The organism is Cupriavidus sp. a3, assembly GCF_051015765.1.
GTDB lineage: Bacteria > Pseudomonadota > Gammaproteobacteria > Burkholderiales > Burkholderiaceae > Cupriavidus > Cupriavidus oxalaticus_A.
On the sequence record NZ_CP170644.1, the window covers coordinates 1,493,763 to 1,519,321 of the forward strand.

Genomic DNA, 25,559 nt, shown 5'->3' on the forward strand with positions numbered 1-25,559 from the left:
CCGGCGCGGACTAGATCGCGCCCTCCGCATGCAGTCGCGCGACGTCGTCGCCGCTGTAGCCGAGCTCGCGCAGGATCGCTTCGCTGTGCTCGCCCAGCGCGGGGATGGCATCCATGCGCGGCTCGAAGGCATTCGACAGGCCCGGCGGCAGCATCGCGGGGATCACCCCGACCGGGGACCGGACCGAGGTCCAGCGCTCGCGCGCCTTGAGCTGCGGATGGTTCCACAGGTCGCGCATGTCGTTCATGCGCGCGTTGGCGATCTGCGCGCGCTCCAGCCGCTCGACCACGTCGTCGATCGTCAAGGCGGCGAAGACCTCGGTGATTACCTGCGTCAGCTCGACCCGGCTCTTCGAGCGCAGGGAGTTGGTGACGAAGCGCTCGTCGGTGCTGAGTTCCGGCCGCTCCAGCACGACACGGCAGAAGGCCTCCCATTCGCGCTCGTTCTGCAGGCCCAGGATGATGGTCTTGCCGTCGCCGGCGGTGAACGGCCCATATGGGAAGATGGTGGCATGCGAGGCGCCGGCGCGCGGCGGCGGCGTGGCGCCGTCGAAGGCGTAGTACAGCGGGAAGCTCATCCACTCGGCCATGCTTTCCAGCATCGACACATCGATATGCGCGCCCTTCCCGGTATTGCCGCGCTGCAGCAGCGCCGCCAGGATATTGGTGTAGGCATACATGCCGGCCGCGATATCCGCGATCGAGCAGCCCGCCTTGGACGGGCTCTCCGGCGTGCCGGTGATCGAGACGAAACCGGACTCGGCCTGGATCAGCAGGTCATAGGCCTTCTTGTCGCGGTACGGGCCGTCGTTGCCATAGCCGGAGATATCGCAGACGACGATGCCGGGATAGCGCTGCGACAGCGCTTCGTAGGACAGGCCCAGCCGGTCGGCGGCACCCGGTGCCAGGTTCTGCACCAGCACATCGGCCTGGTCCAGGATCTTCTGCAGGATTGCCGGCGCTTCCGGATGCTTCAGGTCCAGCGCCAGGCTTTCCTTCGAGCGGTTGGTCCAGGCGAAGTGCGACGACATGCCGTCGACGCGCTCGTCGTAGCCGCGCGCGAAGTCGCCGACCTTCGGCCGCTCGATCTTGATAACGCGTGCACCCAGGTCTGCCAGCTGGCGGGTACAGAACGGCGCAGCAATCGCATGCTCCAGGGAAACCACGGTAATGCCATCAAGGGGACGCATAGCAGCCTTTTCGTGAAGATTGCGCTCGCACTGCCATCGCGGCACGAACGGCGGGGATCCGGTTGGCGGCACGCTTCGCTAGTCGCATCGCCAGCCGCTTCGCTGCAAGTCTCGCAGTCCCGGCATGGCCCGTAAATCTCGTTTTCTCGAAGCAGCCGTTCACCCACGCCGAAAGCACCGCCCTGGCGTGCCCGGCAACGGTTTACGCTCCATGCGGCACCTTGATAAAGTTACGCCCAAGGAGCCCCCATGCATTTTGATTTTGCCGACCTGAGGCTGTTTGCGCGCATCGCCGAAGAACAGAACCTGTCGCGCGGGGCGAGAAAGGCATTTCTGTCGCCCGCGGCGGCCAGCGCGCGACTCAAGGCGCTGGAAGACCAACTCGGCACCCGGCTTTTCTACCGCGAAAGCAAGGGCCTGGCCCTGACCCCGGCCGGCGAGCGCCTGCTGCGGCATACACGCGTGATCGAACGCCAGTTCGAGCACGTGCGCAGCGAGTTCGAGGAATATTCGAAAGACTCGGTCGGCCATATCCGCATCTTTGCCAACACGACGGCGGTCACCGAGTTCATGCCCGAGGTGCTGGCCCGCTTCATGGCGGAGCGCCCTGCCGTCACCGTTGACCTGCAGGAACGCCTGACGCGGGACATCATCCGCGGGATACTGGACGGCAGCGCGGACCTTGGCATCATCTCCGGACCGCTCAATGCGGAAGGGCTGGAGGTCATCCACTTCAGCACCGACAAGCTGGTACTGGCCACGCCGGTGGGACATCCGCTGACGCGGAAGAAGAACGTCACCTTCGACGACACGCTCGAATACGAGCATGTCAGCCTGCATGAAGGCAGCACGCTGCATGCGTTCCTGACCGAACTCGTGCGCGACCAGCGCCGCAAGCTGCAGATCCGCATCCAGATCCGCAGCTTCGAAGCGATGTGCCGGATGATCGAAGCCGGCGTCGGCATCGGCGTGGTGCCGTTGTCGGCCGCATTGCGGCATCGCCAGACCATGAAGATCGACATCATCGAGTTGCCCGAGGCCTGGGCGGTACGCGAGCGCGCGGTGATCGTGCGCGAGCTGGACGGCTTGCCCGGGTGCGCGAAGGCGCTGATCGATGAACTGATCGAAGTGGCGCAGGCCGCGGGCGGGAGCCCGGAAGGCGCGCTTTCAAGATGACCCACACCAGGCAGCCTTCTCGCGCCTGGCGGATCGCGAAAGGATTGCCCGAAGCGGCTGGCGCTCGATGGCGCCTGGCCCGGGGGCAACATGGATCATGTGTGACTGCTCCGGCGACAGCACGCCCGCCGCTTGCAAAGATTTACAAATTGCTCTGGTGCCGGTGCCTTTTGCAGCGGCGCGCCGGGAATCAAGCATCACTTCGCAAGTGCCCTGGCACGGACGGCTTCGACAAACCATGCCACGTCAGTCACTTTCGGCGAAAAACCGTATGCAAGGCGTTGCAGTAGGGTTTCATCGAATGTGTTACTGAATGTAAATGACGTAACTTGATTGCATGTTGTTCCGCCGACTTTGCAAGGTCGGTAGCCCTGAGCAGTGGGGACGTCATGCAGCATTCCAATCGATTCGCGTGCGGCCTGAGCGGCACGCTTGCATCCGGCCACAGCAGCCGGAACAGCCGTCCCGGCAAGACGCCCGCTATCCGTGCTCAGGCAATTCGTCACCGACGGCACTTCGGCCGTGCCCAGCGCCTCACCACGGCGCTTCAACGCCCGCCTACCGCCTGCCGACCTGCGTTACAAGCCTGCCGTCCGCCGCTTTGCCTTGAGCGAAGTCGCTCCTGCAGCTGTCAGGCGCACCCTGTGCGCTGAAGCGATCGCGGCATCGCGCCAGCAAGAGGCCCGGTTTGCCGGACCCGGCCTTGGATCAACGCGGCAACCATATTTTCGGAAGGCAGGGATTGCCATGGCGCTCTATGCTCTGCGTGAACTCACGCTGCAGTCGGTCGGGCCGCTCGGGGCCATGATCGAAGCGGGTCAGCGTGCCGTCGATTTCTGGGGCGAGTCCATCGCGTGGCTGCCCGGGATGCGCGAGGCCGGTGCCGCGCTTGATTTGTTTACCCGGCTGACCAGGTCCTACGGGAAGCCTCGCTTCGCCATCGACGAGGTCATCGTGTGCGGTCAACAGGTGCCGGTTACCGAGACCGTGCTGATCGAGGCGCCCTTCTGCCGGCTGCTGCATTTCAGGAAGGACATGCCATGCCCCGGTCCCCGCGTGCTGCTGGTGGCGCCGCTCTCGGGCCACTACGCCACGCTGCTGCGCCCGACGGTCGAAGCCTTGCTGCCCGGGCATGATGTCTACATTACCGACTGGGCCGATGCGCGCCTGGTCCCGCTCGATGCGGGCGGCTTTGACCTTGGCAATTACGTCGATTACCTCAAGCAGTTCATGCGATACCTCGGCGCCGGCACGCATATCGTGGCGGTATGCCAGCCAGGGGTTCCGGTGCTCTGTGCGGCCGCCCAGATGGCGGAGGACAACGAGCACGCCCAACCGTGCTCCATGACGCTGATCGCCGCGCCGATCGACACCCGCGTCAGCCCGACGGCGGTCAACCGGTTCGCGCAAAAATATCCGCTGCCATGGTTCGAGTCGAATGTCATCGAACGCGTACCCGACAGTTACCCGGGACGGGGGCGCAAGGTTTATCCCGGCTTCCTGCAGCTTGCTGGCTTCGTCTCGATGAACGTCGCACGCCACGCCGGCGCGCACCTTGACTATTACCGCCACCTGGTCGATGGCAGGCAGCACGAGGCCGCCAGGCATCGCCAGTTCTATGACGAGTACAACGCCGTGCTCGACGTGCCGGCCGAGTACTACCTGGAAACCATCCGGAAGGTTTTCCTGGAGCATCACCTGTGCCGCGGCTGCATGGAGGTTGGCCAGCGCCGCGTCTGCCCCGAGGCCATCACGAACGTGTCACTGCTGACCATCGAAGGCAGCGAGGACGACATCACCGGCCGGGGCCAGACCGAAGCGGCCCACGCACTCTGCACAGGCATTGCCAATGACCGCAGAGCGCACCTGGTCGTTGACGGCGTGGGTCACTACGGGACGTTCGCCGGCCAGGGATTCCGGCAATCCATCCTGCCGGCCATTTCGCAGTTCATCCAGCGGTGTGCGGACTGAGCGCAATGTCACAGCCTCGAAGCGAGGTGCGGACCTCTAACCTTTGCCCGCATGCCTTTTTCGTGCGGCCGTGATGAAAATCATTTGGTTAGAGCTTCTGCGCGCGTATGCTGGAACTGCCATCTTGGCAAGCAACGCACCAGGAGCAATCATGGCAAAGAGTCAACTACGCAGCACTCGCGAACCGAAAAAACCCAAGCAGCCCAAGAAGCCGCCAGTGCCGGCAACCCCGTTCAGCATGGTTCATTCGAGGGTCGGAAACGAAGGTGTCGCCAAGAAGAAGACATAAATCGGTTGGCCGCACAGACGCGGCACATGACACGCAACTTGTATGGCACTTGCCTTCCCCAACCCCAGCCGCAGCTATGATGCATCCAGGCATGGCGTGTGGTTCTGGGGTTATGACAACGCACGCGAAATTAGCTTCCTTGTGGACGACCGCGTACTGCTGAGTTTCGACTCCGCGCCCTGTTCCGACGAAGCCGGGGTGCTGGCCTCCTTTGACCGGCATCGCGATGAGATTCTGAAGATCGCCATGGCGCTCTATGCCGAGGGGCAGCAGACTCTCTACGTGCTGCACTGAGGAGCCTGCTAATGCGCGCCTGCCGGCAAGCCCCCGCTGCCGCCAGGGCTGCCGCGGTCTGGCTGCTGGTGGCGGCCATGGCCGCCGGGGCCTGGGTGCTGCCGCGCATCGCGCAGCCGCCGCAGTATCATCGTTTTGCCGATCCTTACGCCTGCTTCGGCACGCCCCACTGCCTCGACATTGGCTCGAACCTGCTGTTCCTGCTCGCGGGCGCGGCCGGCCTGCGCTATCTCGGTGCGAGCGCCTCCAGCCGAGCTTTTATCGCACCCGTTGAGGCCTGGCCTTACCGGGTGCTTTTTCTCGCCGTCTTCCTCGTGGGGCTGGGCTCGGGTTACTACCACCTGGCCCCGGACAACCAGCGGCTGGTGTGGGACCGGGCACCGCTGGCGCTCGCGCTGATGGCCTGGCTGGGCGCCAACGTGTGCGAGCGCGCCAGCCTGAAGGCCGGCTTGCGGCTGCTGCCGCTGCTGCTGATCGCGGGGCCGGCCAGCGTCGGCTACTGGGCATGGAGCGAAGCCCGCGGCAGCGGAGACCTGCGCCCTTACCTCCTGGTCCAGGCCTGCGCCATGCTGGTGGTGCCGCTACTGCTCTGCCTCTATGCACCGCGCTACACTGGCGACCGGGATGTGCTGGCCATCACCGGCGGCTATGCGCTGGCCCTGGTTTGCGATGTACTGGACCACCAGATCGCCGCGCTGACGGGACTGGTCAGCGGGCACACGCTCAAGCACGTGATCGCAGCGCTGGCCGTGTATGGCGTCTTGCTTAGGCTGAAGCGGCGCCGCATCCTGGAGGAAGGGACATGACGGTACCCGAACCGCCTGAAAGCGCGCTTCAGGAGAAACATGCCATGACGGCAAGCGAAAACCCCTCTCCGGCAACATATCCTGGTCGCTACTGGCATTTCCTGGACGACGGCCGCATGCAATGCGACCTGTGTCCGCGCCATTGCCGCCTGCATGACGAGCAGCGCGGCGCCTGCTTCGTGCGTCAGCGGGTTGGCGGCCGGATGCTGCTGACCGCCTATGGCCGCTCATCCGGCTTCTGCATCGACCCGATCGAAAAGAAGCCGCTCCACCACTTCTACCCGGGCAGCGCCGTCCTGTCGTTCGGCACGGCAGGCTGCAACCTGGCCTGCAAGTTCTGCCAGAACTGGGACATCAGCAAATCGCGTGAAATTGAGACACTGGCCGTGGCAGCCATGCCCGAAGCCATTGCCGAAGCGGCGGCGGCCCATGACTGCAAGAGCGTGGCTTTCACCTATAACGACCCGGTGATTTTCGCCGAATACGCGATGGACGTTGCCGATGCCTGCCGCGAACTGGGCATCATGGCGGTGGCGGTAACCGCCGGGTATATCGGCGAGCAGGCACGACGCGATTTCTATGGCCGGATGGACGCGGCAAACGTCGACCTGAAGGGCTTTACCGACGCGTTCTATGTTGCATTCACGGGTGCACATCTGCAGCCTGTGCTGGATACGCTCCTGTACCTGAAGCACGCGACCAAAGTCTGGTTCGAGATCACAACCCTGCTGATTCCCGGCAAGAACGACAGCGATGAGGAAATCCGCGCGGAGGCCCGGTGGATCGCGAGGGAACTTGGCACCGACGTCCCGCTGCACTTTACGGGGTTTCATCCCGACTACAAGATGCGCGACGTGCCGCCGACGCCGTTCTCCACGCTGGCGCATGCCCGCAAGCTCGCGATCGATGAGGGGCTGCGTTACGTGTACACCGGCAACGTCCACGACAGGGAAGGCGCAACCACCTACTGCCCCGCCTGCCGCGCACCGCTGATCGTGCGCGACTGGCATGCGATCGAGAGCTATCGCCTCACGCCAACCGGAACCTGCCCCGACTGCTTTGAGCCGGTTGCCGGTTGCTTCGGGCATTTCGAGCATCACTTCGGGCGGCGCCGGATTCCCGTGCACATCGGAACGTAGCCCAGTGGTGCAGCGCTGACGGCCCATGCCAGCAAACCTCTCTCCCGAGTACAAACAGGCCGAGCAGGCCTATCGGCTGGCGCGCCAGCCGCGTGAGCAGCTCGAGTGCCTGAAGGAGATGCTCCGTGTCATTCCCAAGCACAAGGGGACGGAGCGCCTGCAAGCCGATATCAAATCACGGATCAGGGAACTGACCCACGAATCCGCGGGCCACGGGAAGGCGGCTCGCAAGGGGCCGTCACATGCGGTGCATGCCGAAGGCGCGGCCCAGCTCTGCCTGATCGGCCCGTCCGGCGCGGGAAAATCCAGCCTGCATGCGCAGCTGACAGGATCGGGCAGCGAGGCCGGGCCCTATCCTCACCCAACCCAGTTTCCGGTCCCCGCCATGTTGCCGTTCGAGGACATTGCATTCCAGCTCGTGGACCTGCCACCTGTCTCAGCCGAATTCATGCAACCCGGGATCACCGACATGGTGCGGGTGACAGACGGCGTGCTGCTCGTGGTCGACCTGAGTGCGCCCGACTGTACGGAACAGCTGGCGCTGATTCTCCGGCGACTCGCCGAAGCCAGGATCAACCTGTCGGAGCGCTGGCCAGGCGAGGCGGACAGCCCTGCCGCATCGGCCGCATCGCCGGCGTCGGCGCCTGACCCGTTCAGTGTCCACCTCCCTGCACTGCTGCTGGCCAACAAGGCCGATCTCGCCAGCCCCGACGACGCGGCCGTGCTCGAAGACCTGCTCGGCGTACATTTTCCGGCGCTCGCAACCTCGGCAACCCGCGGACAAGGACTGGCCGAAATCGGTCCGTTTCTTTTCAGGGCCCTGGGCATTGTGCGTGTTTACACCAAGGCCCCCGGGAAACCCGTCGAGCAGAGTCGGCCGTTTACGATGCGCCGCGGCGACACCGTACTGGATGTCGCCCTGCGGGTGCACCCGGATCTCGCGCGTACGTTCAAATTCGCCCGCATCTGGGGGAGCGGCAAGTTCAACGGGCAGCAGGTGGGCGCCGATCATCCGGTCGCCGATCGGGACGTCGTGGAACTGCATGCATAGGCGCATCGCCGGCCAAAAGCCTGCGCCCCTTGGCAGAGTGGATCAGGCTGCGCGCGGCGGCACAGCCGGATTCACGTTGACCTGTTCGTCGGCCGCCCTATAATCAACCTGCTGGCTGAGAGGCGCTTTGACAAGGCGAAGGCAGGTCAGCGAAACGATCATGTTTCCTGGATGGTTTGCTGGTTGAAGCGTGATCGTGCAGGCGAAATACGCCTGCAGGTCCGAGCCGGATCATGAGTTGCTGACCCGGTTCGGACGCCCCCTGGTGGCTGAAAAGGCTGAAAGGGCGGAAAGCGCCGAGCACCTGCAGAAGGTGCTTTTTTGTTGGGTGTTCCCTAGATATCGGGAGCCAGCAGCACTCCGCTTTTCACGGTGTGGATCAGCGCAAGGCGATCTTCGACAGCCTTGCGCAGGACTTCCCGTCCCCTGAACGGATCCGTCAGGTAACTGGCGTACTGGCTTGCCCGGATCTGCACCTTGAGGCTCATCATCGTCGATCCGCTCTCCGGCCATGTCACCATGAATGCCGGATGTCCGTCCGCGCATTCAACGAAAGCCGTGTCAGGAGACGCAAAACAGGAGTCAGCACCCTGGGCCAGGAACTGGAGATCCTTGTCCTTGAACTCGTAAGTTGCCATGTCTTTCTCCCATCGCGCGGAAGACCGTGGCGTGGACGTCATCAGCGCGGGCAGCAGCCGCCTCCGCTCATTCCCATGTTAATACGCCTGGAGCATCCCGGGAGGCGTGCCGGCGCGCGCGGCCGGCACTGCCCCCCGTCAGTCGAGTTCGATGTTCGCGCGCGCTCAGTCGGCCTCGACCTTCATGGTCTTCAGCAGCGGCTGCCACTTGTCGCTTTCGGCCTTGAGCCAGGTCTTCAGCCCCTCCGGCGTCTGCTTGTCGGCGGGCACGATCTCGGCGCCCAGGTCATCGAGGCGCTTGGCCACCACCGGATCCTTCAGCGCCTGCTGCAATGCCTTGGTCAGCCGCGCCACCACGGTCGGCGGCGTGCCCTTGGGCGCGTACACGCCATGCCAGACCTTCATCGAAAAGCCCTTCAACCCGCCCTCCTGCAGCGTCGGCGCATTAGGCAGCGCCTTGATGCGGTTGGGTGTGGTCACGCCATACAGCTTGACGCGGTTGGCGTTGATATGCGGCAGCGTCGAGGTGGTCTGGTCGCACAGCAGGTCGACCTGGCCGCCCAGCAGGGCAGTCATCGCGGGACCCGTTCCCTGGTAAGGGACAGCCGTCATCTTGACGTGCACCGCTTCCTCGAACAACAGGCCGCACAACTGCGACACCGCGCCGAGGCCGGCATTGGCCAGCGACACCTTGTCCTTGTTCTGCGCTACGTACTTCACCAGTTCAGCCGCGTTGGCGGGCGGCAGGTCCTTGCGGCCGAGCAACGTCATCGGCACATCGGCAACCTGGCCGATATATTCGAAATCCTTCAGCGGGCTGTAGGACAGCTTCTTGTACAGCGCCGGCGCGGTGGCCATGCCGTTGTGATGGATCAGGATGGTGTAGCCATCCGGCTGCGCGCGCGCCACGAACGCCGCCGCGACGGTCCCGCCGGCGCCCAGGCGGTTTTCCACCACCACGCTCTGGCCCAGGTCCCTGGCCATCGCCTGGCCGAGTGCCCGCGACACGACATCGGTGGGTCCGCCTGCGGAGAACGGCACCACCAGCGTGATCGGCTTCGACGGAAAGGCATCCGCAGCCTGCGTCCCGCCGGCGAGCGCCAGGCCCAGCGCTCCGACCACCATCCATTGCCAACCCTTGCCCTGCACTGCTTGCGTCACCATCGTCGCCGTCTCCATGCTGCCGGCACCTGTGCGCCGGTCGGTTATCGATCGGCGCCAGATTGCAGCACAAGGCTACGGCTGGCTATCCGGATTTCCCGAACGGACCATATGGCAAAACCGAATGCAGGGATGACTTCGAGGGACTGGCAGGCACGCAGCGGCGGCAAGCCGCGCATGGCAGAGCTTACCGGCAGGCGCGCGGCTCTTTCGCCCGGATGCGCCCAAGCGCCTTGAGGAAACGGTAACCCTGGAGCGTGACCTGCGGCCGGCTGACACTGGGCCCGACCCGTTCGAGCGTTATCAGCTGGTGCGCGAGCAGCGCTTCCACATCGGTCCGGTCCAGCTCGGGCGGGTCGCTGCTGTCGTTGACAAGGACCAGGGTGGCAAACTCGTGATGACTCAGCACAGGCGTCTCCTCGGCAAACATGGGTAGTGTGTTGCAACGGGACTGCGCTAGCGCCCTCTGTGGTCCGGTCTGGTGGTGCAGACCCTGTTTTCCGGGGCGCCTAGATTGGCTGGCGACGCTTACCGTTCGCGCCGCGAAAGTCCATCTTAGTCGGTCACCCGGGACTGTTCAATGCCGGATGCAGAACGAAGAGCCGCTGCATTATCCTCACATTGCCCTGCCAGTCGGCGCTCGCGCCGCGGTGCAACATGGAGATGCGGCGGCAATGTCCGACCGGTTAGTCGGTATGCGAATTCCCGCCGCGCCCGCGCAGCGCCGGCAGCCTGCGCCCATGAAAGACAGTAGCCTCAGCCATGCACACGACACCCTTCATTGCCATCGGCAAACGACTTGCGCCGCCGCGCTTCCTGGTGTGCGGCGCCATCCTGATCGTCGCGACCGGCGCGGCGGCAGCACTCGGCGCGCAGCTGCGCATCGCGCTGCTGATCGGCTTCGATTTCGCCGCGCTGGTCTTCCTTGGCGCCGCGCTGCCGCTGTTGCGCGCCGATGCCGCTACGATGCGGCGCACCGCAGAACACAACGACGCCAACCGGCCCGCATTGCTGGCAATCACCGTGCTGCTGTCGATGGTCATCCTGGTGGCGATCGGCACGCTGGTCGCGCGCCCCGGGACGCCGCACTGGCTCGACGTCGCGCTGATCGTCGCCACGCTGGTCCTGTCCTGGCTCTTCGCCAATACTGTCTTCACGCTGCACTATGCGCATCTCTTCTACCTGCAGTCGCCCACCGGCGACCGGCGCGGACTGGAAGTGCCCGGCGTGCGGGAACCCGGCTACTGGGACTTCCTGTATTTCAGTTTCACGCTGGGCATGACGTTCCAGACGTCGGACATCACCATTCACGGCGCGCATATGCGCAGGGTGGTGCTGGCGCACTGCATGGCCGCGTTCCTGTTCAACATGGGGATCCTGGCGTTCACCGTGAACGCCCTCGGCGGCTTGTAGCACGGGTGGTCCGGCGTTCATCTGTCTGACATATACGCCCGCCAGAATCCGTGACGTCATTCAAGCCACGGAGTCGTCATGACCCACACAATTGAAGTCCGCGGGCTTTCCAAATCGTTCCGCGCGGACCGCAAGGCGCTTGACGAGGTCACGCTTAGCGTTGCCCCCGGCGAAATGGTTGCACTGCTGGGCGCCTCGGGATCGGGCAAGTCTACGCTGCTGCGCCACATGGCCGGCTTTGTCACCGCCGATGCCGGCGAGATCCTGGTCAACGGCCGCCCGGTGCAGCGCAATGGCCGCCTGGCCCGCAACGTGCGCCAGGTGCGCGGCGAGATCGGCTTCGTCTTCCAGCAGTTCAACCTGGTGGGCCGGTTGCCGGTGATCACCAATGTGCTGGTCGGCATGCTGGCCCGCATCCCGAAATGGCGCAGCCTGTTCCGCATCTTCAAGGCCGATGAACTGCGTGCCGGGCTCGATGCACTCGCCCAGGTTGGTATAGACGACTATGCGTTTCAGCGCGCCTCGACGCTGTCGGGCGGCCAGCAGCAACGCGCGGCGATTGCGCGCACGCTGGTGCAGAACGCGCGCGTGATCCTGGCCGACGAACCGATCGCCTCGCTCGACCCGGAGTCGTCGCGCCGCGTGATGTCGCTGCTCACCCAGATCAACCGCACGCGCAAGGTGGCGGTGGTGGTATCGCTGCACCAGGTGGACGTGGCCATGCGCTACTGCCCGCGCGTGGTGGCGCTGCGCCACGGCAAGGTGGTCTATGACGGTCCCTCGGCGGCGCTGACGTCGGCCATGCTGCGCGACCTGTACGGCACCGAGGCCGACGAGCTGCTGCATGATGCCGCAACGGATGCCGACGAACCCGCCGCGGCAATGCCCGCACCCGCGATGGTCACCATGAACCTTGCGGCCGCCTGAGCGCCGCCCCTTCCCGCCCCTTCCCGCAGTCGTTCCCAAGCTTTCCCAATCGGAGTTGTCCATGCTTCGCAGAACCTTTGTCGCCGTCGTCGCTTCCGGCCTGGTCGCCCTGCCGTCCCTGTCCGCATTTGCCCAGGACGCCAAGAGCCTGAACATCGGCTTTATCTCGACGGAGTCGTCGTCAAACCTGAAGGCAGCCTGGCAGCCGCTGATCGACGATCTCAGCAAGACGCTGGGCGTGACGGTCAAGCCGTTCTTCGCCTCGGACTATGCCGGCATCATCGAAGGCATGCGCTTCAACAAGGTCCAGATCGCCTGGTTCGGCAACAAGTCCGCGATGGAAGCCGTGGACCGCGCCAATGGCGAGGTCTTTGCCTCGGTGATCGACAAGGACGGCAACCCGGGTTACTGGTCGCTGCTGATCGTCAACAAGGACAGCGACCTGAAGAGCGTCGAGGACGTGATCAAGCGCGGCAAGGAGCTGAGCTACGGCGCCGGCGACCCCAACTCGACCTCGGGCACCGCGGTGCCAGGCTACTACCTGTGGACCGCCAACAAGGTCGACCCGAAGACGCTGTTCAAGGCCGTGCGCATCGGCAACCACGAAGCCAACCTGCTGTCGGTGCTGAACAAGCAGGTCGACGTGGCGGTGAACAACACCGAAAACATGGAGCGCTACCGCATCAACACGGGCAAGAATCCGTTTGACCAGGTACGCGTGCTGTGGAAGTCGCCGCTGATCCCGGCCGACCCGATGGTCTACCGCAAGGACCTGTCGCCCGAGCTGAAGAAGAAGATCCAGACCTTCTTCGTCAACTACGGCAAGGGCACCGACGCGGCACGCGAGAAGCAGGTGCTGGCCGCGCTGACGTACCAGGGTTTCCGCCCCTCCACCGACGCGCAGCTGGTGCCGATCCGCCAGATCGAGCTGGCCCGGGAGAAGGCCAAGATCGAGACCGACACCACGCTGGCCGCTGCCGACAAGGACAAGCGCCTGGCCGACGTCTCGCGCCGCCTGGCCGAGCTGGACAAGGCCGCCGCGGCCACCGCCGCGCAGTAACTGCGCCTTGCAGGGCCGGCCTGGCGCCGGCCCTGTGCCGTCCCCACATTCCCTGCTTCAAACCGGATTGCCCATGACCGCCACCGCCACGCCCGGCCTGCCCCCGTCGTCCCGAAACCCCGCCAGGCCGCCGCGCACGTCCCTTGCCATGATGCTGACCTGGGCGGTCGTGCTGGCCTTGCTCGGCCTGTCCTGGCAAGGCGCCGACATGCGCCCGCTGGACCTGCTGCGCGATTCCGACAATATGGCGAAATTCGCCGCCGAATTCTTCCCGCCGGATTTCCGCGACTGGCGTCACTACCTCGACGAGATGCTCGTCACCGTGCAGATCGCGCTGTGGGGTACCGCCATGGCGGTCGCGATGGCGGTGCCGCTGGGGCTGCTGTGCTCGGCCAATATTGTGCCCGCGTGGGTCTACCAGCCGGCGCGCCGCGTCATGGATGCCTGCCGGGCCATCAACGAGATGGTGTTCGCGATGCTGTTCATCGTCGCCGTCGGCCTGGGACCGTTCGCTGGCGTGCTGGCAATCTGGATCCACACTACCGGCGTATTGGCCAAGCTGTTTGCGGAGGCGGTCGAGGCGATCGACCCGCGCCCGGTCGAAGGCGTGCGCGCCACCGGCGCCGGCCCGGTCGAAGAGATCGTCTACGGCGTGATTCCGCAGGTGCTGCCACTGTGGCTGTCGTTTGCGCTGTACCGCTTCGAGTCGAACGTGCGTTCGGCTTCGGTGGTGGGCATTGTCGGCGCCGGCGGCATCGGCTCCGTGCTGTGGGAAATCATCCGCAGCTTCCAGTATGGGCAGACCTGCGCGGTGATGATCATCATCATCCTGTTTGTGTCGAGCATCGACATTATTTCGGCGCAGATTCGCAAGGTGCTGGTGTGAGCGACATGCTGACGATCGAACGCATCGAAGCCCTCTTCGCCAGCCATGGCACCGAATGGTATGGCGGCGAGTCCATCAGCCAGACCGCCCATGCGCTGCAGTGCGCGCAACTGGCCGAACAGGCCGGCGAGCCCGATACGCTGGTCGTAGCGGCCCTGCTGCACGACATCGGCCACCTGATGCTCGCCGAAAGCACCACCACCGACATGCGCCACCAGGAGGCCGCCGCCGACGCGCTTGCGGCGCTGTTTGGCGAGCATGTTACCGAGCCCGTGCGGCTGCACGTCGCCGCCAAGCGCTACCTGTGCGCGGTCGATCGCGCCTACTTCGACACCCTGTCGCCCGCCTCAGTGCAGAGCCTGGCGCTGCAGGGCGGGCCCTATGACGCGGCCGGCGCCGAGGCGTTCGCCGCCAGCGCCCATGCCGACGCCGCGGTGCGCCTGCGCCGCTACGACGACCTGGCCAAGGTTGTCGACCTGGCCACGCCGCCGCTGGCACACTACCTCGCTATCGCCGCGCGCTGCGCGCACGCCCCCTCGTGAATGGTATGAATGGATTGCAGGACACGGCCGAAGCCGTGCTGGCGCTGCGCGAGGTGCGCGGTTCCGATGCCGAGCTGCGGCACCTGTCGGCGCTGCTCTCCGCCATGGATGGCAAGCCACCGTTGTCGCTGGAGACGATGCGCGAGCGGTATGCGACCATGCGGCGCTATCCGGATTATCGTTGCTACATGATGGTGGGGGCTGACGGGATACCGCTTGGCACGTTCAGCCTGCTGGTGTTTCCTGTGATGGTTCATGATGGACGGCCCGAGGCGATCGTCGAAGCCGTCGTGGTCGCGCCGCATGCGCGCGGCATGGGCGTTGGCAAGGCGATGATGCGGGAGGCCATGCGGCTGGCGCGGGAGGCTGGGGCTGCGAAGCTGGCGTTGTCATCGAATGCGCGGAGGCTGCAGGCGCATCGGTTTTATCGGGGGCTTGGGTTTATTGAGCATGGGGTTAGTTTTAGTGTTGGGCTTTGAGGCGGGGCTGTCGCTGTTGGTGACATGCTGTCGGGCTTTGACGCTTAGGTGTCGCTGTTGATGACATGCTGTCGGCCGTTGAAGCTTAGGTGTCGCTGCTGATGACATGCTGTCGGCCGTTGAAGCTTAGGTGTCGCGGCTGGTGACATGCTGTCGGCCGTTGAAGCTTAGGTGTCGCGGCTGGTGACATGATGTCGGCCGTTGAAGCGCCTGGTTCCGCCCTGCTGGGCGGGTCACTTTTTGGCCGAGCGCCAAAAAGTAACCAAAAAACGCGTCGCCTGAGCGGCTGGCTATCAATTCATCGGCGTGGGTCGTTCGGGCGGTGGTGATTTCCGGCCGATGTGGGTAGTGGTTCGAACCTGCTACGCCAGGTGAGTTTGGGATAGTGGCTGCGTCGACCCACTATTGAACGATCCCCATGCCGGGCGTAGGCCGCCTGCTGCATGCCGTATCGGTGGGACGCCTTCGGCTGCGCTACGCGCGGGCCCTAAGGTGGCTGAGCGCCGATCTCGCCCTGGCCATTGCCGTCGCCGCCCAGCGAGCGAAGCGATGCGGGTTCGTGCCAGGGCACCCCACCCGCGAGACTGAGCCGCGCGCAGCGCAGCCGTAGGCGATGATGCGATGCCGCAGGTAGCAGGCGGCCTACGCCCGTCCTGGGGATGGTTCAAAAGTGGGGATTCGTCAGGCACCGACATTCACTCACCTGGCGTAGCAGGCTGGCATCGCGACCACGCCTCACTGAGACCAACGCCGCCCATATAACCGGAAGCGCCAAATTGGCTCAGCCAGCCGCAGGCGACGCGCTTTTTGGTTACTTTTTGGCGCTCGGCCAAAAAGTGACCCGCCCAGCAGGGCGGAACCAGGCGCTTCAACGGCCGACAGCATGTCACCAGCCGCGACCCCAACGCTTCAACGGCCAACAGCATGTCACCAACAGCGACCCCAGTCCCAAAACCCCTGCTAATCCCCCCCAACCCCCACCACCCGCGCCAAAACCTCCGCCGATGCCCCCAACGCCCCACTGTTATCAATCTCCACCAACGAACACCCATCCGGAACATCAAACGCCTGCCCCGCACGCACCAGCCGCCGCGCGATGGCGTCTTCTGACTCGCGCCCACGCTGACGCAGCCGCGCAGCCAGCACCTCTGGCTTGACCCGTACATGGATCGCGCAAAGCTTCGGATAGCGCGCCACCGCCTGCGGCAGGTACTCCCGCGATCCATTGACGATCACCGTCAGCCCTGCGGCGAGCCACTGCTCGATCTCGACGCCAATGCCATAGTGCAGCCCATGGCTGTGCCAGTTCAGCGCCAGGCACCCAAGCGCCTGGCGGCGCCGGAACTCATCGGGACTAAGGGCCACCGACGCTTCGTTGGCATCGGCCTCGCGCGTGATATAGCGATGCGCCACCACGACGCGATCCTCTGGACCCAAGCGCTCGCGCAGCGCGCGCAGCAGCGAATCCTTGCCGCTGCCGGACGGCCCCATTACGTAGAACAGGCCACTGCCGTCAGTCTTGATTCCCGTATTCATGCGTCCAGGTACGCCGCACCGGCGCCATCATCGATACCGCCATCGAAGCCATAGTGGCGCCCGACGATAAAGGCGTCGCCCGCCTGCGGCTGCACGAACACACTGATGCCATCGACATGCAGCGGCGTTTCCAGCAGCTTGCCGCTATCCGCCGACAGCCGTGCCAGCGCGGCGGCCTCGCTGGCGGCATCGAGCATGCCCGTCAGCGTGATGTGGAAGACAAAGGTCTCGAACACATACGGATAGCCCCACGCATCGAGCATCTTGCGCTGTGCCGCGCTCAGCTGCTCCGGCACGCGTCGGGCCAGTTCGGCCGGGGCCGGCGGCGCCCGGAAGCGCTCGAATGCCACCACGCTGGCATCGGCCAACGCCTGCATCGGCGGCGACGCTTCGGCCAGGCACCATGCGACAAAGCCCCGCAGCGAGCGCAACGCCAGCGGCGTGTCGAACGCTGCGCGGCCGCGCGCAAAAGCACGGGCGGCGGCGTCGAGCTGCGCGGCGTCGGTGCCCTCGGCAAGCCGGAACGGCGGCTTCAGCGTGGCATGCAGGCCATAGTGGGCCGGCGCCCGCACCCACTCGGACGGCGGCGCTGTGAAGCCGGGCGGCATGGGCGCGGCGGCGCCGGAATCGGCATTGCGGCCGAGCCACTGGCTGCCAAAGGTACGGAACGGCTCGCCCGGCGCCAGGTAGATCGCGTAACGGTGTGCGTGCATGGTCATGCCGCCAGTGTGCCGGCGTCGGCAAGATCGACCAGCGGCGGCATCGCTGCGGCATGCTTCAGTTCGCCATTGACGATGGTGGCGCAGACGCGCGGCGCGCCGGGCTGCCGGTCGTCGACCAGGATCGCGTCGGCACGCAGGCCCGCGGCGAGCGTGCCGCGGTCGCGCAGTCCGGCGGCGCGCGCAGGGTTGCGCGACACGAGGTGCCACGCACCCTGCAATTCGAGCACGCACAGTTGCGCCAGGCGCAGCGCCGCCTGCAGCGGCGCCGGGTAGTAATAGTCGGAAGCGAGCACCGTGCACAGGCCGGCGGCGACCATCTCGGTCGCGTTGGGTGCGCCGGTGTGGCTGGTGCCGCGCACCACGTTGGGCGCGCCGAACACGATGTCGTCGCCCAGCTGGCGCGCCAGCGTGGCGGCGTCGACGGTCAGCGGAAACTCGGCGATACGGCAGCCGCGGCTGTGGTAGTGCTGGCGCGTGGCCACGTCCGGGTCGTCATGCGAAGCCACCGGCAGCCCTGCCGCGCGCGCCGCGGCGATCAGGCGCGCCATCGCCTCCGGCACTTCCTGCGCATTGGCGCTGGCCGCACGCAGGCGCCGGCGGAAGGTCTCGACGTCGCACTCGGCGCGTTCGGCGTATTGGCGCAGCTTGCCTTCGTCGGCCATGCGGCGCGCCATCATCGGCAAGTGGTCGTTGATGGCGAGCAGACCAATGCGCCTGTCGGCGATCCAGGCCAGCGCCGTATCGATGCCGGCGAGGTGGAATGCCTCGAAGCGCAGATGCACCTTGTGCTCGGCGCCCAGCACGGGGCGTAGCTGCGCGAGCGCTTCGAACATGCGCAGCGCATATGCTTCGCCGCGCAGCCCGCCCTCCCATGACAGGGTCACCCCATGGAACTCGGTGGTGATGCCGTTTGCCAGCAGCTGGCGGTCCACGTCGAGCAGCGCACCCGCGTAAGGGAAACTGACGCCCGGTCGCGGCATGACCGCGCGCTCGAAAGCGTCGCCATGGATATCGACGATGCCAGGCAGCACCAGCAGGTCGCCCGCGTCGATCCATAAGCCGGATGCAGGCGCATGCTGGACCACCGTGCCATCGCGCCAGCCTAGTGTAGCCGGCCCCAGGCCCGCTGCACCGAGCACGCGGCGCCCCGTGATGCCGCTCAGTTGCGGCGCTTGGGTTGGAATGATCGTATGCATGGACGGGACGTTAGCGCCGGCAAATGACAAGCAGATGTCTAGACCAATGCGCGCGGCGTCCGGGCAACGTCAGTCGGTGTCCGAAACCGTCAGCTGCACCCAATCCCCGGCAAAGCGCGTCACGCTGTACTGCACCGGCGCGCCGTCGATATCGACGTTGAGCGCCTCCACCTGCAGCACCGGGCGCGTCTTGGGCTGGTTCAGCAGCCGTGCCACCGGGGCGCTCGGCATCGCGGCGGTAATGCGCGACCACTTGCGGGTGTAGTCCGCGATGCCGAACTGCGCGAGCGCGCGCGACACCGATTGCTGCGCGCGCAACACCTCGTCGATGCCGGGGAAGCGCTTCGGATCGAAATAGTGCTCGGCAACGTCGATGGTGCGGGCCTCGGCCCGCCCGAGCATCTGCACGTGCAGCACCGTCGCAGTACGCGCCAGGCCCAGGTGGCGTGCGATCTCCGGCGCGCGCAGCTCCTGGCAGCCGATGATCTCCGTATGCCCGCGCATGCCCTGCGCGGCCAGGTTCTGCGAAAAGCGCGTGCGCCGGCCGATCGCATAGTCGATCGCATGCTCCTGCACGAAGGTGCCGCGGCCCTGCTCGATGCGCACCAGTCCGCTCAGCTCCAGCTCACCCATGGCGCGCCGGATGGTGTGCCGGTTCACGGCGAATCGTGTCGCCAGCTCCGGCTCCGGCGGCAGCTGCTCGCCGGGCTGGTACAGCTTGTTGCGAATGTCCTCCGCCAGCGCCTCGCCGATCTGGCGCCACACCGCCACGCCGGAACCCCGTTCTACTTCCCGATCAGACATCCTGCCCTCTTGTCATCAAGCGTTCATTGTTGCCATGCGATTGTGCCCGAGTTACTCCGGCATGGCACGGAGTCCGACTAATGCCGGGCAGCGTCACGAAACGTTCATCTGCCTGTGGTCTAGTAGCGGCGTGTTCACGTTGTGACATCTAAACGTATAGACGTATAGGGGTGATGATGCAAAGCGAAACCGCCGGTCCGGCAACGACCGATGCGAACCCGGCCCGCGCTGCGTGGCTGCGGGTATTGGCGATGGCGCCAACCGAGGCGCTCGACGCGGCCTATGCCCGGCTGGGCCAGGCAGCGGCCCTGCCCGCGTGGCGCCTGCTGCGCAAGCCGGAGTCCGGCATGGCGATGGTGCGCGCGCGTGCCGGCGGCACCGGAGCGCAGTTCAACCTCGGCGAAATCACGGTCACGCGCTGCGCGGTCGTGCTGGATGACGACGGTGCCGGCGGCACCGTAGGCGTTGCCTATGTACAGGGCCGCAGCACGCAACACGCGCAGCAGGCGGCGGTGCTGGACGCGCTGCTGCAGCGGCCGGCCTGGCACCAGCGCGTGCACGACGCGGTGCTGGCGCCGCTGGCCGACGCCCATGCCGCACGCGCGGCCCGGCAGGCCGCTACCGCCGCGCAAACACGCGTGGAGTTCTTCACCATGGTCCGGGGAGAGGACTGACATGATTTCAACCCAACCCATGCTGTCCGCCGCCACTTCGCTGGTGCCGGGCTTCGACAACCCGGTCGACGACGCCCAGCAGGTGTTCCGCGCCACGCTGCATGCCTTTGCCCATCCCGGACAAGTCCAGTCCCTGCCGGCGACCACCGGCCTGCCCGAGGGCCTGTCGCCGGCGCTCGCCGCGCTGCTGCTGACACTGGCCGATCCCGACACCCCGGTGTGGCTGCCGGCGGGCGTTCCCCTCGCCGCACGCGCATTCCTGCGCTTCCATTGCGGCTGCCCGCTGACCGACGACCTCCGCGCCGCCACCTTCGTGTGCGTGCCCGCCGGCCACGCCATGCCGGCGCTGGCGGACTGCGCGCAGGGCGAGTCCGCGTTCCCGGACCGTTCGGCCACGCTGCTGGTGGAAGTCGCCTCGCTCGACGACGGCGACCTCTTCACGCTGCGCGGCCCCGGTATCGAACACACGCAAGCACTGCGCGTAGCCGGCCTGCCGGCCGGCTTCCGCGGCGCCTGGCGCGCCAACAACGCCGGCTTTCCGCTCGGCGTCGACCTGCTGCTCGCCAGCGGCGACCGGTTCTGCGCGCTGACGCGCACCACGCAGATGGAGGCCTGACATGTATGTAGCCGTCAAGGGTGGCGAACGCGCCATCCTGAATTCCTACCAGATGCTCGACGCCTACCGCCGCGGCGACACGGCGTTGCCCGAGCTGACGCTGGCGCAGATCCGCGAGCAGATGCCGCTGGCCGTGTCGCGCGTGATGGCCGAGGGCTCGCTGTACGACCCGCAGCTGGCCGCGCTGGCGCTGAAGCAGGCCGCCGGCGACCAGATCGAAGCGGTGTTCCTGCTGCGCGCGTACCGGACCACGCTGGCGCGTTTCGGCTATAGCGTGCCGGTCGATACCGGCGCGATGCGCCTGCAGCGCCGGATTTCATCGACCTTCAAGGACGTGCCCGGCGGGCAGGTCCTCGGGCCGACCTACGACTACACGCAGCGCCTGCTGGACTTTTCGCTCGAAGCCGGCCGCGATCCCGCACCGCTGCCGCCTTCGGCCGAGCTGCTGCCCGCCAGCATGCCGCGCGTGACCGGGCTGCTCGAGGCGGAACAACTGGTCGAAGCCGACGAGATCCCCGCCGGCGACCCCCCCCCGCCCGACCTGACGCGCGAGCCGCTGACCTTCCCCGCCAGCCGCGCCGCGCGCCTGCAGAACCTGGCGCGCGCCGATGAAGGCTTCCTGCTGTCGATGGGCTATTCGACGCAGCGTGGCTACGGCAACTCGCACCCGTTCGCCGCAGAAATCCGCTATGGCGCCGCCGAGGTCGAGTTGTTCGTCGAGGAACTCGGCTTCGCCGTGACGATCGGCGAAATCGAGCTGACCGAATGCCAGATGGTCAGCCAGTTCACCGGCAACGCCGACGAAGCGCCGCGCTTCACGCGCGGCTACGGGCTGGTGTTCGGCTACAACGAGCGCAAGGCCATGTCGATGGCACTGACCGACCGCGCGATGCGCGCCGCCGAACTCGGCGAGGCCGCCGACGCCCCGGCCAACGATATCGAATTCATGCTGTACCACAGCGACAACGTCGAGGCCTCCGGCTTCGTGCAGCACCTGAAGCTGCCGCACTACGTGGACTTCCAGGCCAACCTGGAACTGCTGCGCCGCCTGCGCGCCGAGCAGGAAGGCACGGACGCCGCCGCGCAGGCCGAACCGCAAGCCACGCAAGCCGCGCACCCCGAACCGCATCCCCAGCCCCAGCCGCAAGAGGAGACGCTGGCATGACCGCCGCGAACGCATCCGCCGCCACGGGCATCGCCCGCGACGAGCACTACAACTTCGGTTACCTCGACGAATCGACCAAGCGCATGCTGCGCCGCGCCCTGCTCAAGGCCGTGGCGATCCCCGGCTACCAGGTCCCGTTCGGCAGCCGCGAAATGCCGCTGCCCTATGGCTGGGGCACGGGCGGCATCCAGGTCACCGCGGCCATCATCGGCAAGCCCGACATGCTCAAGGTGATCGACCAGGGTTCGGACGACACCACCAACGCCATCAATATCCGCCGCTTCTTCGGCCGCGTGACCGGCGTGCAGACCACCGAGCGTACCGCCGAGGCGACCATCATCCAGACCCGCCACCGCATTCCGGAAACGCCGCTGCGCGCGGGCCAGACCATGGTGTTCCAGGTGCCGATCCCCGAGCCGCTGCGCTGGCTGGAGCCGAGCGAGACCGAGACCCGCACCATGCACGCGCTGTCGGAGTATGGCGCGATGCACGTGAAGCTGTATGAAGACATTGCCCATCACGGGCATATCGCCACCACCTACGACTATCCCGTGATCGTCAACCAGCGCTACATGATGCGGCCGTCGCCGATTCCCAAGTTCGACAATCCCAAGCTCGACCGCAGCCCCGCGCTGATGCTGTTCGGCGCCGGGCGCGAGAAGCGCGTCTATGCCGTGCCGCCGTATACCTCGGTAAAGAGCCTGGATTTCGCCGACCATCCCTTCACGGTCGAGAAATGGACGAGCTGCTGCGCGCAATGCGGCGCCACCGACAGCTACCTGGACGAGATCATCACCGACGATGCGGGCACGCGCATGTTCGTCTGCTCCGACACCGAGTACTGCGCCGACCGCCAGGCGGAACAGGCAGTCACGCAAGCCGCGGGAGGTGCACGATGAGCACGACCCCGCTGCTGTCGGTGCGCAACCTGACGCGCACCTGGGACGGCCTGCATGGCTGCCATGACGTCAGCTTCGACCTCTATCCCGGCGAAGTGCTGTGCGTGGTCGGCGAATCCGGCTCCGGCAAGAGCACGCTGCTGCAGGCCTTGTCGATGCAGGCGCCGCCGCAGCGCGGCAGCGTCAGCTATGACATGCGCGAATGCGGCCTGACCGACCTGGCCACGCTGTCGAGCGCACGCATGCGGCTGCTGGCACGCACCGACTGGGGCTTCGTGCGCCAGCATGCCCGCGACGGCCTGCGCATGCAGGTCAGCGCCGGCGCCAATATCGCCGAGCGCCTGATGGCCGTGGGCGAGCGCCACTACGGCAACCTGCGCGAAGTCGCCGGCAGCTGGCTGGAGAAAATGGAGATCGACCTGGCCCGACTCGACGACGTCCCCGGCACGTTCTCGGGCGGCATGCAGCAGCGCCTGCAGATCGCGCGCAACCTGGTCACGCATCCGCGGCTGGTGTTCATGGACGAGCCCACCGCGTCGCTCGATGTCTCGGTTCAGGCGCGCCTGCTCGACCTGTTGCGCCGGCTGGTCTCCGACCTTGGCCTGGCCGCCGTGCTGGTCACGCACGACCTCGCCGTCGCGCGCCTGCTGGCGCACCGCACGCTGGTGATGCAGGGCGGACGCGTGGTCGAGCAAGGCCTGACCGACCAGATCCTCGACGATCCGCAGCATCCCTACACGCAGCTGCTGGTCTCTTCCATCCTGCAAGGCTGACGACGATGCAAGCAGACAATGCACAGAAGCTGGTCGAGGTCCGCGGCCTCGGCAAGATGTTTACGCTGCACAACCAGGGCGGCATCCGCCTGCCGGTGCTGAACGCGATCGACTTCGACGCCGCGCGCGGCGAATGCCTGGTGCTGTCGGGTCCGTCCGGCACCGGCAAGAGCACGCTGCTGCGCTGCCTCTACGGCAACTACCTCGCCACCGAAGGCAGCATCCGCCTGCGCGACACCAGCGCCGACGGCGAACCGTGGGTCGAACTGAACCACGCCCCCGAACAGCGCGTGCTGAAGCTGCGCCGCGACGTGATCGGCTATGTCAGCCAGTTCCTGCGCGCGATCCCGCGCGTGTCGGCGCTGGACGTGGTGGCCGATCCGCTGCAGCAGCGCGGCACCAGCCATGAAGAAGCGCGCGCCCGCGCCGAGGTGCTGCTGGCACGGCTCAACCTGCCGCGCCGGCTGTGGGACCTGCCTCCTGCCACGTTCTCCGGCGGCGAGCAGCAGCGCGTCAACATCGCCCGCGGCCTGATCGGCGGGCACCCGATCCTGCTGCTCGACGAGCCGACCGCGTCGCTCGACGCCGACAACCGCGCGGTCGTGGTCGAACTGATCCGCGAGGCACTGGCCGACGGCCGCGCGCTGATCGGCATCTTCCACGACGAGGCGGTACGCGACGCCGTGGCCACGCGCCTGCTGCCGCTGCAGCCCGCCACCGCCCTCGCCCCCAACTGCCAGTAACTGTCCAGAACAACGGAGCCGGACATGACCGCGACCTACCTGACGCACGCCACCCTGGTACTGCCCGACCGCGTGCTGCACGACAGCGCGCTGCTGATCGAGGACGGCCATATCGCCGCCATCGAACCGGGCGCCGCGCCTGCAAATGCCGACGTGATCGACCTGCGCGGCCACACCGTGATGCCCGGGCTGATCGACGTGCATTGCGATGCCATCGAGAAAGAGGTGGAACCGCGCGCCAATGTGCTGTTCCCGCTGGATTTTGCCGTGGCGCAAGTCGACCGCCGCAACGCCGCGGCCGGCATCACCACGCCGTACCATGCGCTCTCCTTTGCCGGCAACCACTTCGGCGTGCGCAACGTCGACACCGCGGCCACGCTGGTGCGCGCCGTGGCGGCGTTCCGCGGCGATAGCCTGGTCGACAACCGCATCCATTGCCGCTATGAAGTGACCGATTCCAGCGCCGTGCCCGTACTGGAAATGCTGATGGCCGAGGGCGTAGTCGACCTGCTGTCGGTGATGGACCACTCGCCGGGCCAGGGCCAGTTCAAGACGCTGGACGCTTACCTCGCCTACATGATGGGCAACCACGGCATGACCCGCGAGGAAGCCGCCGACGCCGCCGACAAGAAGGCCGCCGCGCTGGACGGCGCGCATGAACGCGTCAACCGGCTGGTGGCTCAGGCGCACCGCCTCGGCATCCCGACCGCCAGCCATGACGACGATTCGCCGCAGCGCATCGCCGCCATGCAGGCGCTGGGCGTGCGCATGAGCGAGTTCCCGATCAACCTGGAGACCGCGCAAGCCGCGTGCGCACAGGCACTGCCGACCATCCTGGGCGCACCCAACGTGCTGCGCGGCAAGAGCCAGAGCGGCTCGATGCGCGCGATCGACGCCATCCATGCCGGCGTCGGCACCATCCTGTGCTCGGACTACCAGCCGTCAACGCTGATCGCCGCGGCCTATGCCGCCGCCCGGCAGGCCGAGCTGCCGCTGAACGAAGCGCTGGCCTTGGTGACGGCGAACCCCGCGGAAGCCTCCCTGCTGCGTGACCGTGGCCGGCTGGCGCCAGGGCTGCGCGCCGACGTGATCGCCGTGGCCAGTGTGGCCGGCCAGCCGATGGTCACCCATACATGGTCTGGGGGGCGCATGGTGTTCGCGGCGGGGTACCGTGGCGGCCAGCCCAAGGCTACGGGTACGTCCCGGCGACCGCAGATCCACGCGCTAGCCTGACCATCGGCGCGGCATGCGTTCATGTGCTGGCCTCGCCCATCCACGTCCAGACCACCTGTGCTTCATCTGACGGCGATAGCCCGAAACTGATCATCGGCGTCCCAGCCTGCCGCACCACGCCGGACTTGCCGGCCACCCACGCCGCCAGGGGGTGGCCGGACGGCAGCGAGGCACGCC

27 protein-coding genes are annotated in these 25,559 nt (G+C 66.5%); 19 read left to right on the plus strand and 8 right to left on the minus strand.

Translation table 11 applies throughout. The annotated features are described in order from the left end of the window. Positions 1-10: 10 nt before the first annotated feature. Entirely contained in the window at positions 11-1,189 is a 1,179-nt protein-coding gene (locus tag ACAD63_RS28550) for a CaiB/BaiF CoA transferase family protein (protein WP_434034130.1), read from the minus strand. 249 nt (positions 1,190-1,438) lie between these two features. On the opposite strand from ACAD63_RS28550, the gene ACAD63_RS28555 reads away from it, so the two are divergent. The 6 genes from ACAD63_RS28555 (at position 1,439) to ACAD63_RS28580 (ending at position 7,915) form a co-directional block, all read left to right on the plus strand. Beyond that, complete coding sequence (locus ACAD63_RS28555) at positions 1,439-2,365, plus strand: LysR family transcriptional regulator (protein WP_434034131.1); 927 nt, start codon at positions 1,439-1,441, stop codon at positions 2,363-2,365. Positions 2,366-3,112: 747 nt separating this feature from the next. Next, positions 3,113-4,336, plus strand: a complete 1,224-nt coding sequence (locus tag ACAD63_RS28560) for a polyhydroxyalkanoate depolymerase (protein WP_434034666.1) — start codon at positions 3,113-3,115, stop codon at positions 4,334-4,336. A 331-nt stretch (positions 4,337-4,667) separates the two neighbouring features. Beyond that, positions 4,668-4,919, plus strand: coding sequence for a DUF1488 domain-containing protein (locus tag ACAD63_RS28565; RefSeq protein WP_133098306.1), 252 nt, complete (start codon positions 4,668-4,670; stop codon positions 4,917-4,919). 11 nt (positions 4,920-4,930) lie between these two features. Beyond that, positions 4,931-5,725, plus strand: a complete 795-nt coding sequence (locus ACAD63_RS28570; protein WP_434034132.1) for a hypothetical protein — start codon at positions 4,931-4,933, stop codon at positions 5,723-5,725. Continuing rightward, positions 5,722-6,864 (plus strand): AmmeMemoRadiSam system radical SAM enzyme, encoded by a 1,143-nt coding sequence (amrS, locus tag ACAD63_RS28575; RefSeq protein ID WP_434034133.1) that lies wholly within the window; start codon positions 5,722-5,724, stop codon positions 6,862-6,864. The genes ACAD63_RS28570 and amrS overlap by 4 nt, the downstream gene beginning before the upstream one ends. A gap of 25 nt (positions 6,865-6,889) precedes the next feature. Beyond that, complete coding sequence (locus ACAD63_RS28580; RefSeq protein ID WP_434034134.1) at positions 6,890-7,915, plus strand: TGS domain-containing protein; 1,026 nt, start codon at positions 6,890-6,892, stop codon at positions 7,913-7,915. 335 nt (positions 7,916-8,250) lie between these two features. Here the strand turns inward: ACAD63_RS28580 and ACAD63_RS28585 are convergent, their stop codons facing one another. The 3 genes from ACAD63_RS28585 to ACAD63_RS28595 form a co-directional block, all read right to left on the minus strand. Then, positions 8,251-8,553: a hypothetical protein gene (locus tag ACAD63_RS28585; RefSeq protein ID WP_133098303.1), complete on the minus strand. Its 303-nt coding sequence runs from the start codon at positions 8,551-8,553 to the stop codon at positions 8,251-8,253. Positions 8,554-8,718: 165 nt separating this feature from the next. After that, positions 8,719-9,678, minus strand: coding sequence for a tripartite tricarboxylate transporter substrate-binding protein (locus ACAD63_RS28590; RefSeq protein WP_243737101.1), 960 nt, complete (start codon positions 9,676-9,678; stop codon positions 8,719-8,721). A 223-nt stretch (positions 9,679-9,901) separates the two neighbouring features. Further along, positions 9,902-10,144: a hypothetical protein gene (locus ACAD63_RS28595; RefSeq protein ID WP_218959717.1), complete on the minus strand. Its 243-nt coding sequence runs from the start codon at positions 10,142-10,144 to the stop codon at positions 9,902-9,904. 332 nt (positions 10,145-10,476) lie between these two features. Here ACAD63_RS28595 and ACAD63_RS28600 point away from each other — a divergent pair, with 332 nt between their 5' ends. From ACAD63_RS28600 to ACAD63_RS28625, 6 genes are all read left to right on the plus strand, one after another. After that, positions 10,477-11,127, plus strand: coding sequence for a DUF1345 domain-containing protein (locus ACAD63_RS28600; protein ID WP_133098301.1), 651 nt, complete (start codon positions 10,477-10,479; stop codon positions 11,125-11,127). A 78-nt stretch (positions 11,128-11,205) separates the two neighbouring features. Continuing rightward, positions 11,206-12,054, plus strand: a complete 849-nt coding sequence (phnC, locus tag ACAD63_RS28605) for a phosphonate ABC transporter ATP-binding protein (RefSeq protein WP_135705099.1) — start codon at positions 11,206-11,208, stop codon at positions 12,052-12,054. A gap of 61 nt (positions 12,055-12,115) precedes the next feature. Further along, positions 12,116-13,114: a phosphonate ABC transporter substrate-binding protein gene (gene phnD / locus ACAD63_RS28610; protein WP_133098299.1), complete on the plus strand. Its 999-nt coding sequence runs from the start codon at positions 12,116-12,118 to the stop codon at positions 13,112-13,114. Positions 13,115-13,187: 73 nt separating this feature from the next. Beyond that, positions 13,188-14,000 carry a phosphonate ABC transporter, permease protein PhnE gene (phnE, locus tag ACAD63_RS28615; protein ID WP_195431354.1) on the plus strand — a complete coding sequence of 271 codons (813 nt, stop codon included), beginning with the start codon at positions 13,188-13,190 and terminating at the stop codon, positions 13,998-14,000. A 5-nt stretch (positions 14,001-14,005) separates the two neighbouring features. Next, positions 14,006-14,542, plus strand: coding sequence for a phosphonate degradation HD-domain oxygenase (locus ACAD63_RS28620; RefSeq protein WP_135705097.1), 537 nt, complete (start codon positions 14,006-14,008; stop codon positions 14,540-14,542). 5 nt (positions 14,543-14,547) lie between these two features. Further along, entirely contained in the window at positions 14,548-15,021 is a 474-nt protein-coding gene (locus ACAD63_RS28625; protein WP_434034135.1) for an N-acetyltransferase family protein, read from the plus strand. A gap of 960 nt (positions 15,022-15,981) precedes the next feature. Here ACAD63_RS28625 and phnN read toward each other — a convergent pair. From phnN to phnF, 4 genes are all read right to left on the minus strand, one after another. Beyond that, a complete protein-coding gene (gene phnN, locus ACAD63_RS28630; protein WP_135705095.1) occupies positions 15,982-16,557 on the minus strand; it encodes a phosphonate metabolism protein/1,5-bisphosphokinase (PRPP-forming) PhnN in 576 nt (191 codons plus the stop codon). After that, entirely contained in the window at positions 16,554-17,276 is a 723-nt protein-coding gene (locus ACAD63_RS28635; RefSeq protein ID WP_135705094.1) for a DUF1045 domain-containing protein, read from the minus strand. The genes phnN and ACAD63_RS28635 overlap by 4 nt, the downstream gene beginning before the upstream one ends. Beyond that, positions 17,273-18,475 carry an alpha-D-ribose 1-methylphosphonate 5-triphosphate diphosphatase gene (locus ACAD63_RS28640; RefSeq protein ID WP_434034136.1) on the minus strand — a complete coding sequence of 401 codons (1,203 nt, stop codon included), beginning with the start codon at positions 18,473-18,475 and terminating at the stop codon, positions 17,273-17,275. Before ACAD63_RS28640 ends, ACAD63_RS28635 begins: the two co-directional genes overlap by 4 nt. Before the next feature lie 69 nt (positions 18,476-18,544). After that, positions 18,545-19,279 carry a phosphonate metabolism transcriptional regulator PhnF gene (gene phnF, locus ACAD63_RS28645; RefSeq protein WP_135705092.1) on the minus strand — a complete coding sequence of 245 codons (735 nt, stop codon included), beginning with the start codon at positions 19,277-19,279 and terminating at the stop codon, positions 18,545-18,547. 173 nt (positions 19,280-19,452) lie between these two features. On the opposite strand from phnF, the gene phnG reads away from it, so the two are divergent. From phnG to ACAD63_RS28680, 7 genes are read left to right on the plus strand one after another with little or no spacing between them, the layout of a single operon-like run. Next, complete coding sequence (gene phnG / locus ACAD63_RS28650; RefSeq protein ID WP_135705091.1) at positions 19,453-19,953, plus strand: phosphonate C-P lyase system protein PhnG; 501 nt, start codon at positions 19,453-19,455, stop codon at positions 19,951-19,953. A 1-nt stretch (position 19,954) separates the two neighbouring features. Then, positions 19,955-20,569 carry a phosphonate C-P lyase system protein PhnH gene (gene phnH, locus ACAD63_RS28655; protein ID WP_434034137.1) on the plus strand — a complete coding sequence of 205 codons (615 nt, stop codon included), beginning with the start codon at positions 19,955-19,957 and terminating at the stop codon, positions 20,567-20,569. A gap of 1 nt (position 20,570) precedes the next feature. Beyond that, on the plus strand, positions 20,571-21,734 hold the full coding sequence (locus ACAD63_RS28660; protein ID WP_434034138.1) for a carbon-phosphorus lyase complex subunit PhnI: 1,164 nt from the start codon (positions 20,571-20,573) through the stop codon (positions 21,732-21,734). Then, positions 21,731-22,633 carry an alpha-D-ribose 1-methylphosphonate 5-phosphate C-P-lyase PhnJ gene (locus ACAD63_RS28665; RefSeq protein ID WP_133098233.1) on the plus strand — a complete coding sequence of 301 codons (903 nt, stop codon included), beginning with the start codon at positions 21,731-21,733 and terminating at the stop codon, positions 22,631-22,633. The genes ACAD63_RS28660 and ACAD63_RS28665 overlap by 4 nt, the downstream gene beginning before the upstream one ends. After that, positions 22,630-23,406, plus strand: a complete 777-nt coding sequence (gene phnK / locus ACAD63_RS28670) for a phosphonate C-P lyase system protein PhnK (protein WP_133098234.1) — start codon at positions 22,630-22,632, stop codon at positions 23,404-23,406. Before ACAD63_RS28665 ends, phnK begins: the two co-directional genes overlap by 4 nt. 5 nt (positions 23,407-23,411) lie before the next feature. After that, positions 23,412-24,149, plus strand: coding sequence for a phosphonate C-P lyase system protein PhnL (phnL, locus tag ACAD63_RS28675; protein ID WP_135705087.1), 738 nt, complete (start codon positions 23,412-23,414; stop codon positions 24,147-24,149). A 24-nt stretch (positions 24,150-24,173) separates the two neighbouring features. Beyond that, on the plus strand, positions 24,174-25,382 hold the full coding sequence (locus ACAD63_RS28680) for an alpha-D-ribose 1-methylphosphonate 5-triphosphate diphosphatase (RefSeq protein WP_434034139.1): 1,209 nt from the start codon (positions 24,174-24,176) through the stop codon (positions 25,380-25,382). The last annotated feature ends 177 nt before the right edge of the window (positions 25,383-25,559 follow it).

Excerpts from the sequence above, each read along its gene's own strand:
- ACAD63_RS28550 (WP_434034130.1), bottom strand. The coding sequence starts at position 1,189 with ATGCGTCCCCTTGATGGCATTACCGTGGTTTCCCTGGAGCATGCGATT.
- ACAD63_RS28555 (WP_434034131.1), top strand. The coding sequence starts at position 1,439 with ATGCATTTTGATTTTGCCGACCTGAGGCTGTTTGCGCGCATCGCCGAA.
- ACAD63_RS28560 (WP_434034666.1), top strand. The coding sequence starts at position 3,113 with ATGGCGCTCTATGCTCTGCGTGAACTCACGCTGCAGTCGGTCGGGCCG.
- ACAD63_RS28565 (WP_133098306.1), top strand. The coding sequence starts at position 4,668 with ATGGCACTTGCCTTCCCCAACCCCAGCCGCAGCTATGATGCATCCAGG.
- ACAD63_RS28570 (WP_434034132.1), top strand. The coding sequence starts at position 4,931 with ATGCGCGCCTGCCGGCAAGCCCCCGCTGCCGCCAGGGCTGCCGCGGTC.
- amrS (WP_434034133.1), top strand. The coding sequence starts at position 5,722 with ATGACGGTACCCGAACCGCCTGAAAGCGCGCTTCAGGAGAAACATGCC.
- ACAD63_RS28580 (WP_434034134.1), top strand. The coding sequence starts at position 6,890 with ATGCCAGCAAACCTCTCTCCCGAGTACAAACAGGCCGAGCAGGCCTAT.
- ACAD63_RS28585 (WP_133098303.1), bottom strand. The coding sequence starts at position 8,553 with ATGGCAACTTACGAGTTCAAGGACAAGGATCTCCAGTTCCTGGCCCAG.
- ACAD63_RS28590 (WP_243737101.1), bottom strand. The coding sequence starts at position 9,678 with ATGGTGGTCGGAGCGCTGGGCCTGGCGCTCGCCGGCGGGACGCAGGCT.
- ACAD63_RS28595 (WP_218959717.1), bottom strand. The coding sequence starts at position 10,144 with ATGTTTGCCGAGGAGACGCCTGTGCTGAGTCATCACGAGTTTGCCACC.
- ACAD63_RS28600 (WP_133098301.1), top strand. The coding sequence starts at position 10,477 with ATGCACACGACACCCTTCATTGCCATCGGCAAACGACTTGCGCCGCCG.
- phnC (WP_135705099.1), top strand. The coding sequence starts at position 11,206 with ATGACCCACACAATTGAAGTCCGCGGGCTTTCCAAATCGTTCCGCGCG.
- phnD (WP_133098299.1), top strand. The coding sequence starts at position 12,116 with ATGCTTCGCAGAACCTTTGTCGCCGTCGTCGCTTCCGGCCTGGTCGCC.
- phnE (WP_195431354.1), top strand. The coding sequence starts at position 13,188 with ATGACCGCCACCGCCACGCCCGGCCTGCCCCCGTCGTCCCGAAACCCC.
- ACAD63_RS28620 (WP_135705097.1), top strand. The coding sequence starts at position 14,006 with ATGCTGACGATCGAACGCATCGAAGCCCTCTTCGCCAGCCATGGCACC.
- ACAD63_RS28625 (WP_434034135.1), top strand. The coding sequence starts at position 14,548 with ATGAATGGATTGCAGGACACGGCCGAAGCCGTGCTGGCGCTGCGCGAG.
- phnN (WP_135705095.1), bottom strand. The coding sequence starts at position 16,557 with ATGAATACGGGAATCAAGACTGACGGCAGTGGCCTGTTCTACGTAATG.
- ACAD63_RS28635 (WP_135705094.1), bottom strand. The coding sequence starts at position 17,276 with ATGACCATGCACGCACACCGTTACGCGATCTACCTGGCGCCGGGCGAG.
- ACAD63_RS28640 (WP_434034136.1), bottom strand. The coding sequence starts at position 18,475 with ATGCATACGATCATTCCAACCCAAGCGCCGCAACTGAGCGGCATCACG.
- phnF (WP_135705092.1), bottom strand. The coding sequence starts at position 19,279 with ATGTCTGATCGGGAAGTAGAACGGGGTTCCGGCGTGGCGGTGTGGCGC.
- phnG (WP_135705091.1), top strand. The coding sequence starts at position 19,453 with ATGATGCAAAGCGAAACCGCCGGTCCGGCAACGACCGATGCGAACCCG.
- phnH (WP_434034137.1), top strand. The coding sequence starts at position 19,955 with ATGATTTCAACCCAACCCATGCTGTCCGCCGCCACTTCGCTGGTGCCG.
- ACAD63_RS28660 (WP_434034138.1), top strand. The coding sequence starts at position 20,571 with ATGTATGTAGCCGTCAAGGGTGGCGAACGCGCCATCCTGAATTCCTAC.
- ACAD63_RS28665 (WP_133098233.1), top strand. The coding sequence starts at position 21,731 with ATGACCGCCGCGAACGCATCCGCCGCCACGGGCATCGCCCGCGACGAG.
- phnK (WP_133098234.1), top strand. The coding sequence starts at position 22,630 with ATGAGCACGACCCCGCTGCTGTCGGTGCGCAACCTGACGCGCACCTGG.
- phnL (WP_135705087.1), top strand. The coding sequence starts at position 23,412 with ATGCAAGCAGACAATGCACAGAAGCTGGTCGAGGTCCGCGGCCTCGGC.
- ACAD63_RS28680 (WP_434034139.1), top strand. The coding sequence starts at position 24,174 with ATGACCGCGACCTACCTGACGCACGCCACCCTGGTACTGCCCGACCGC.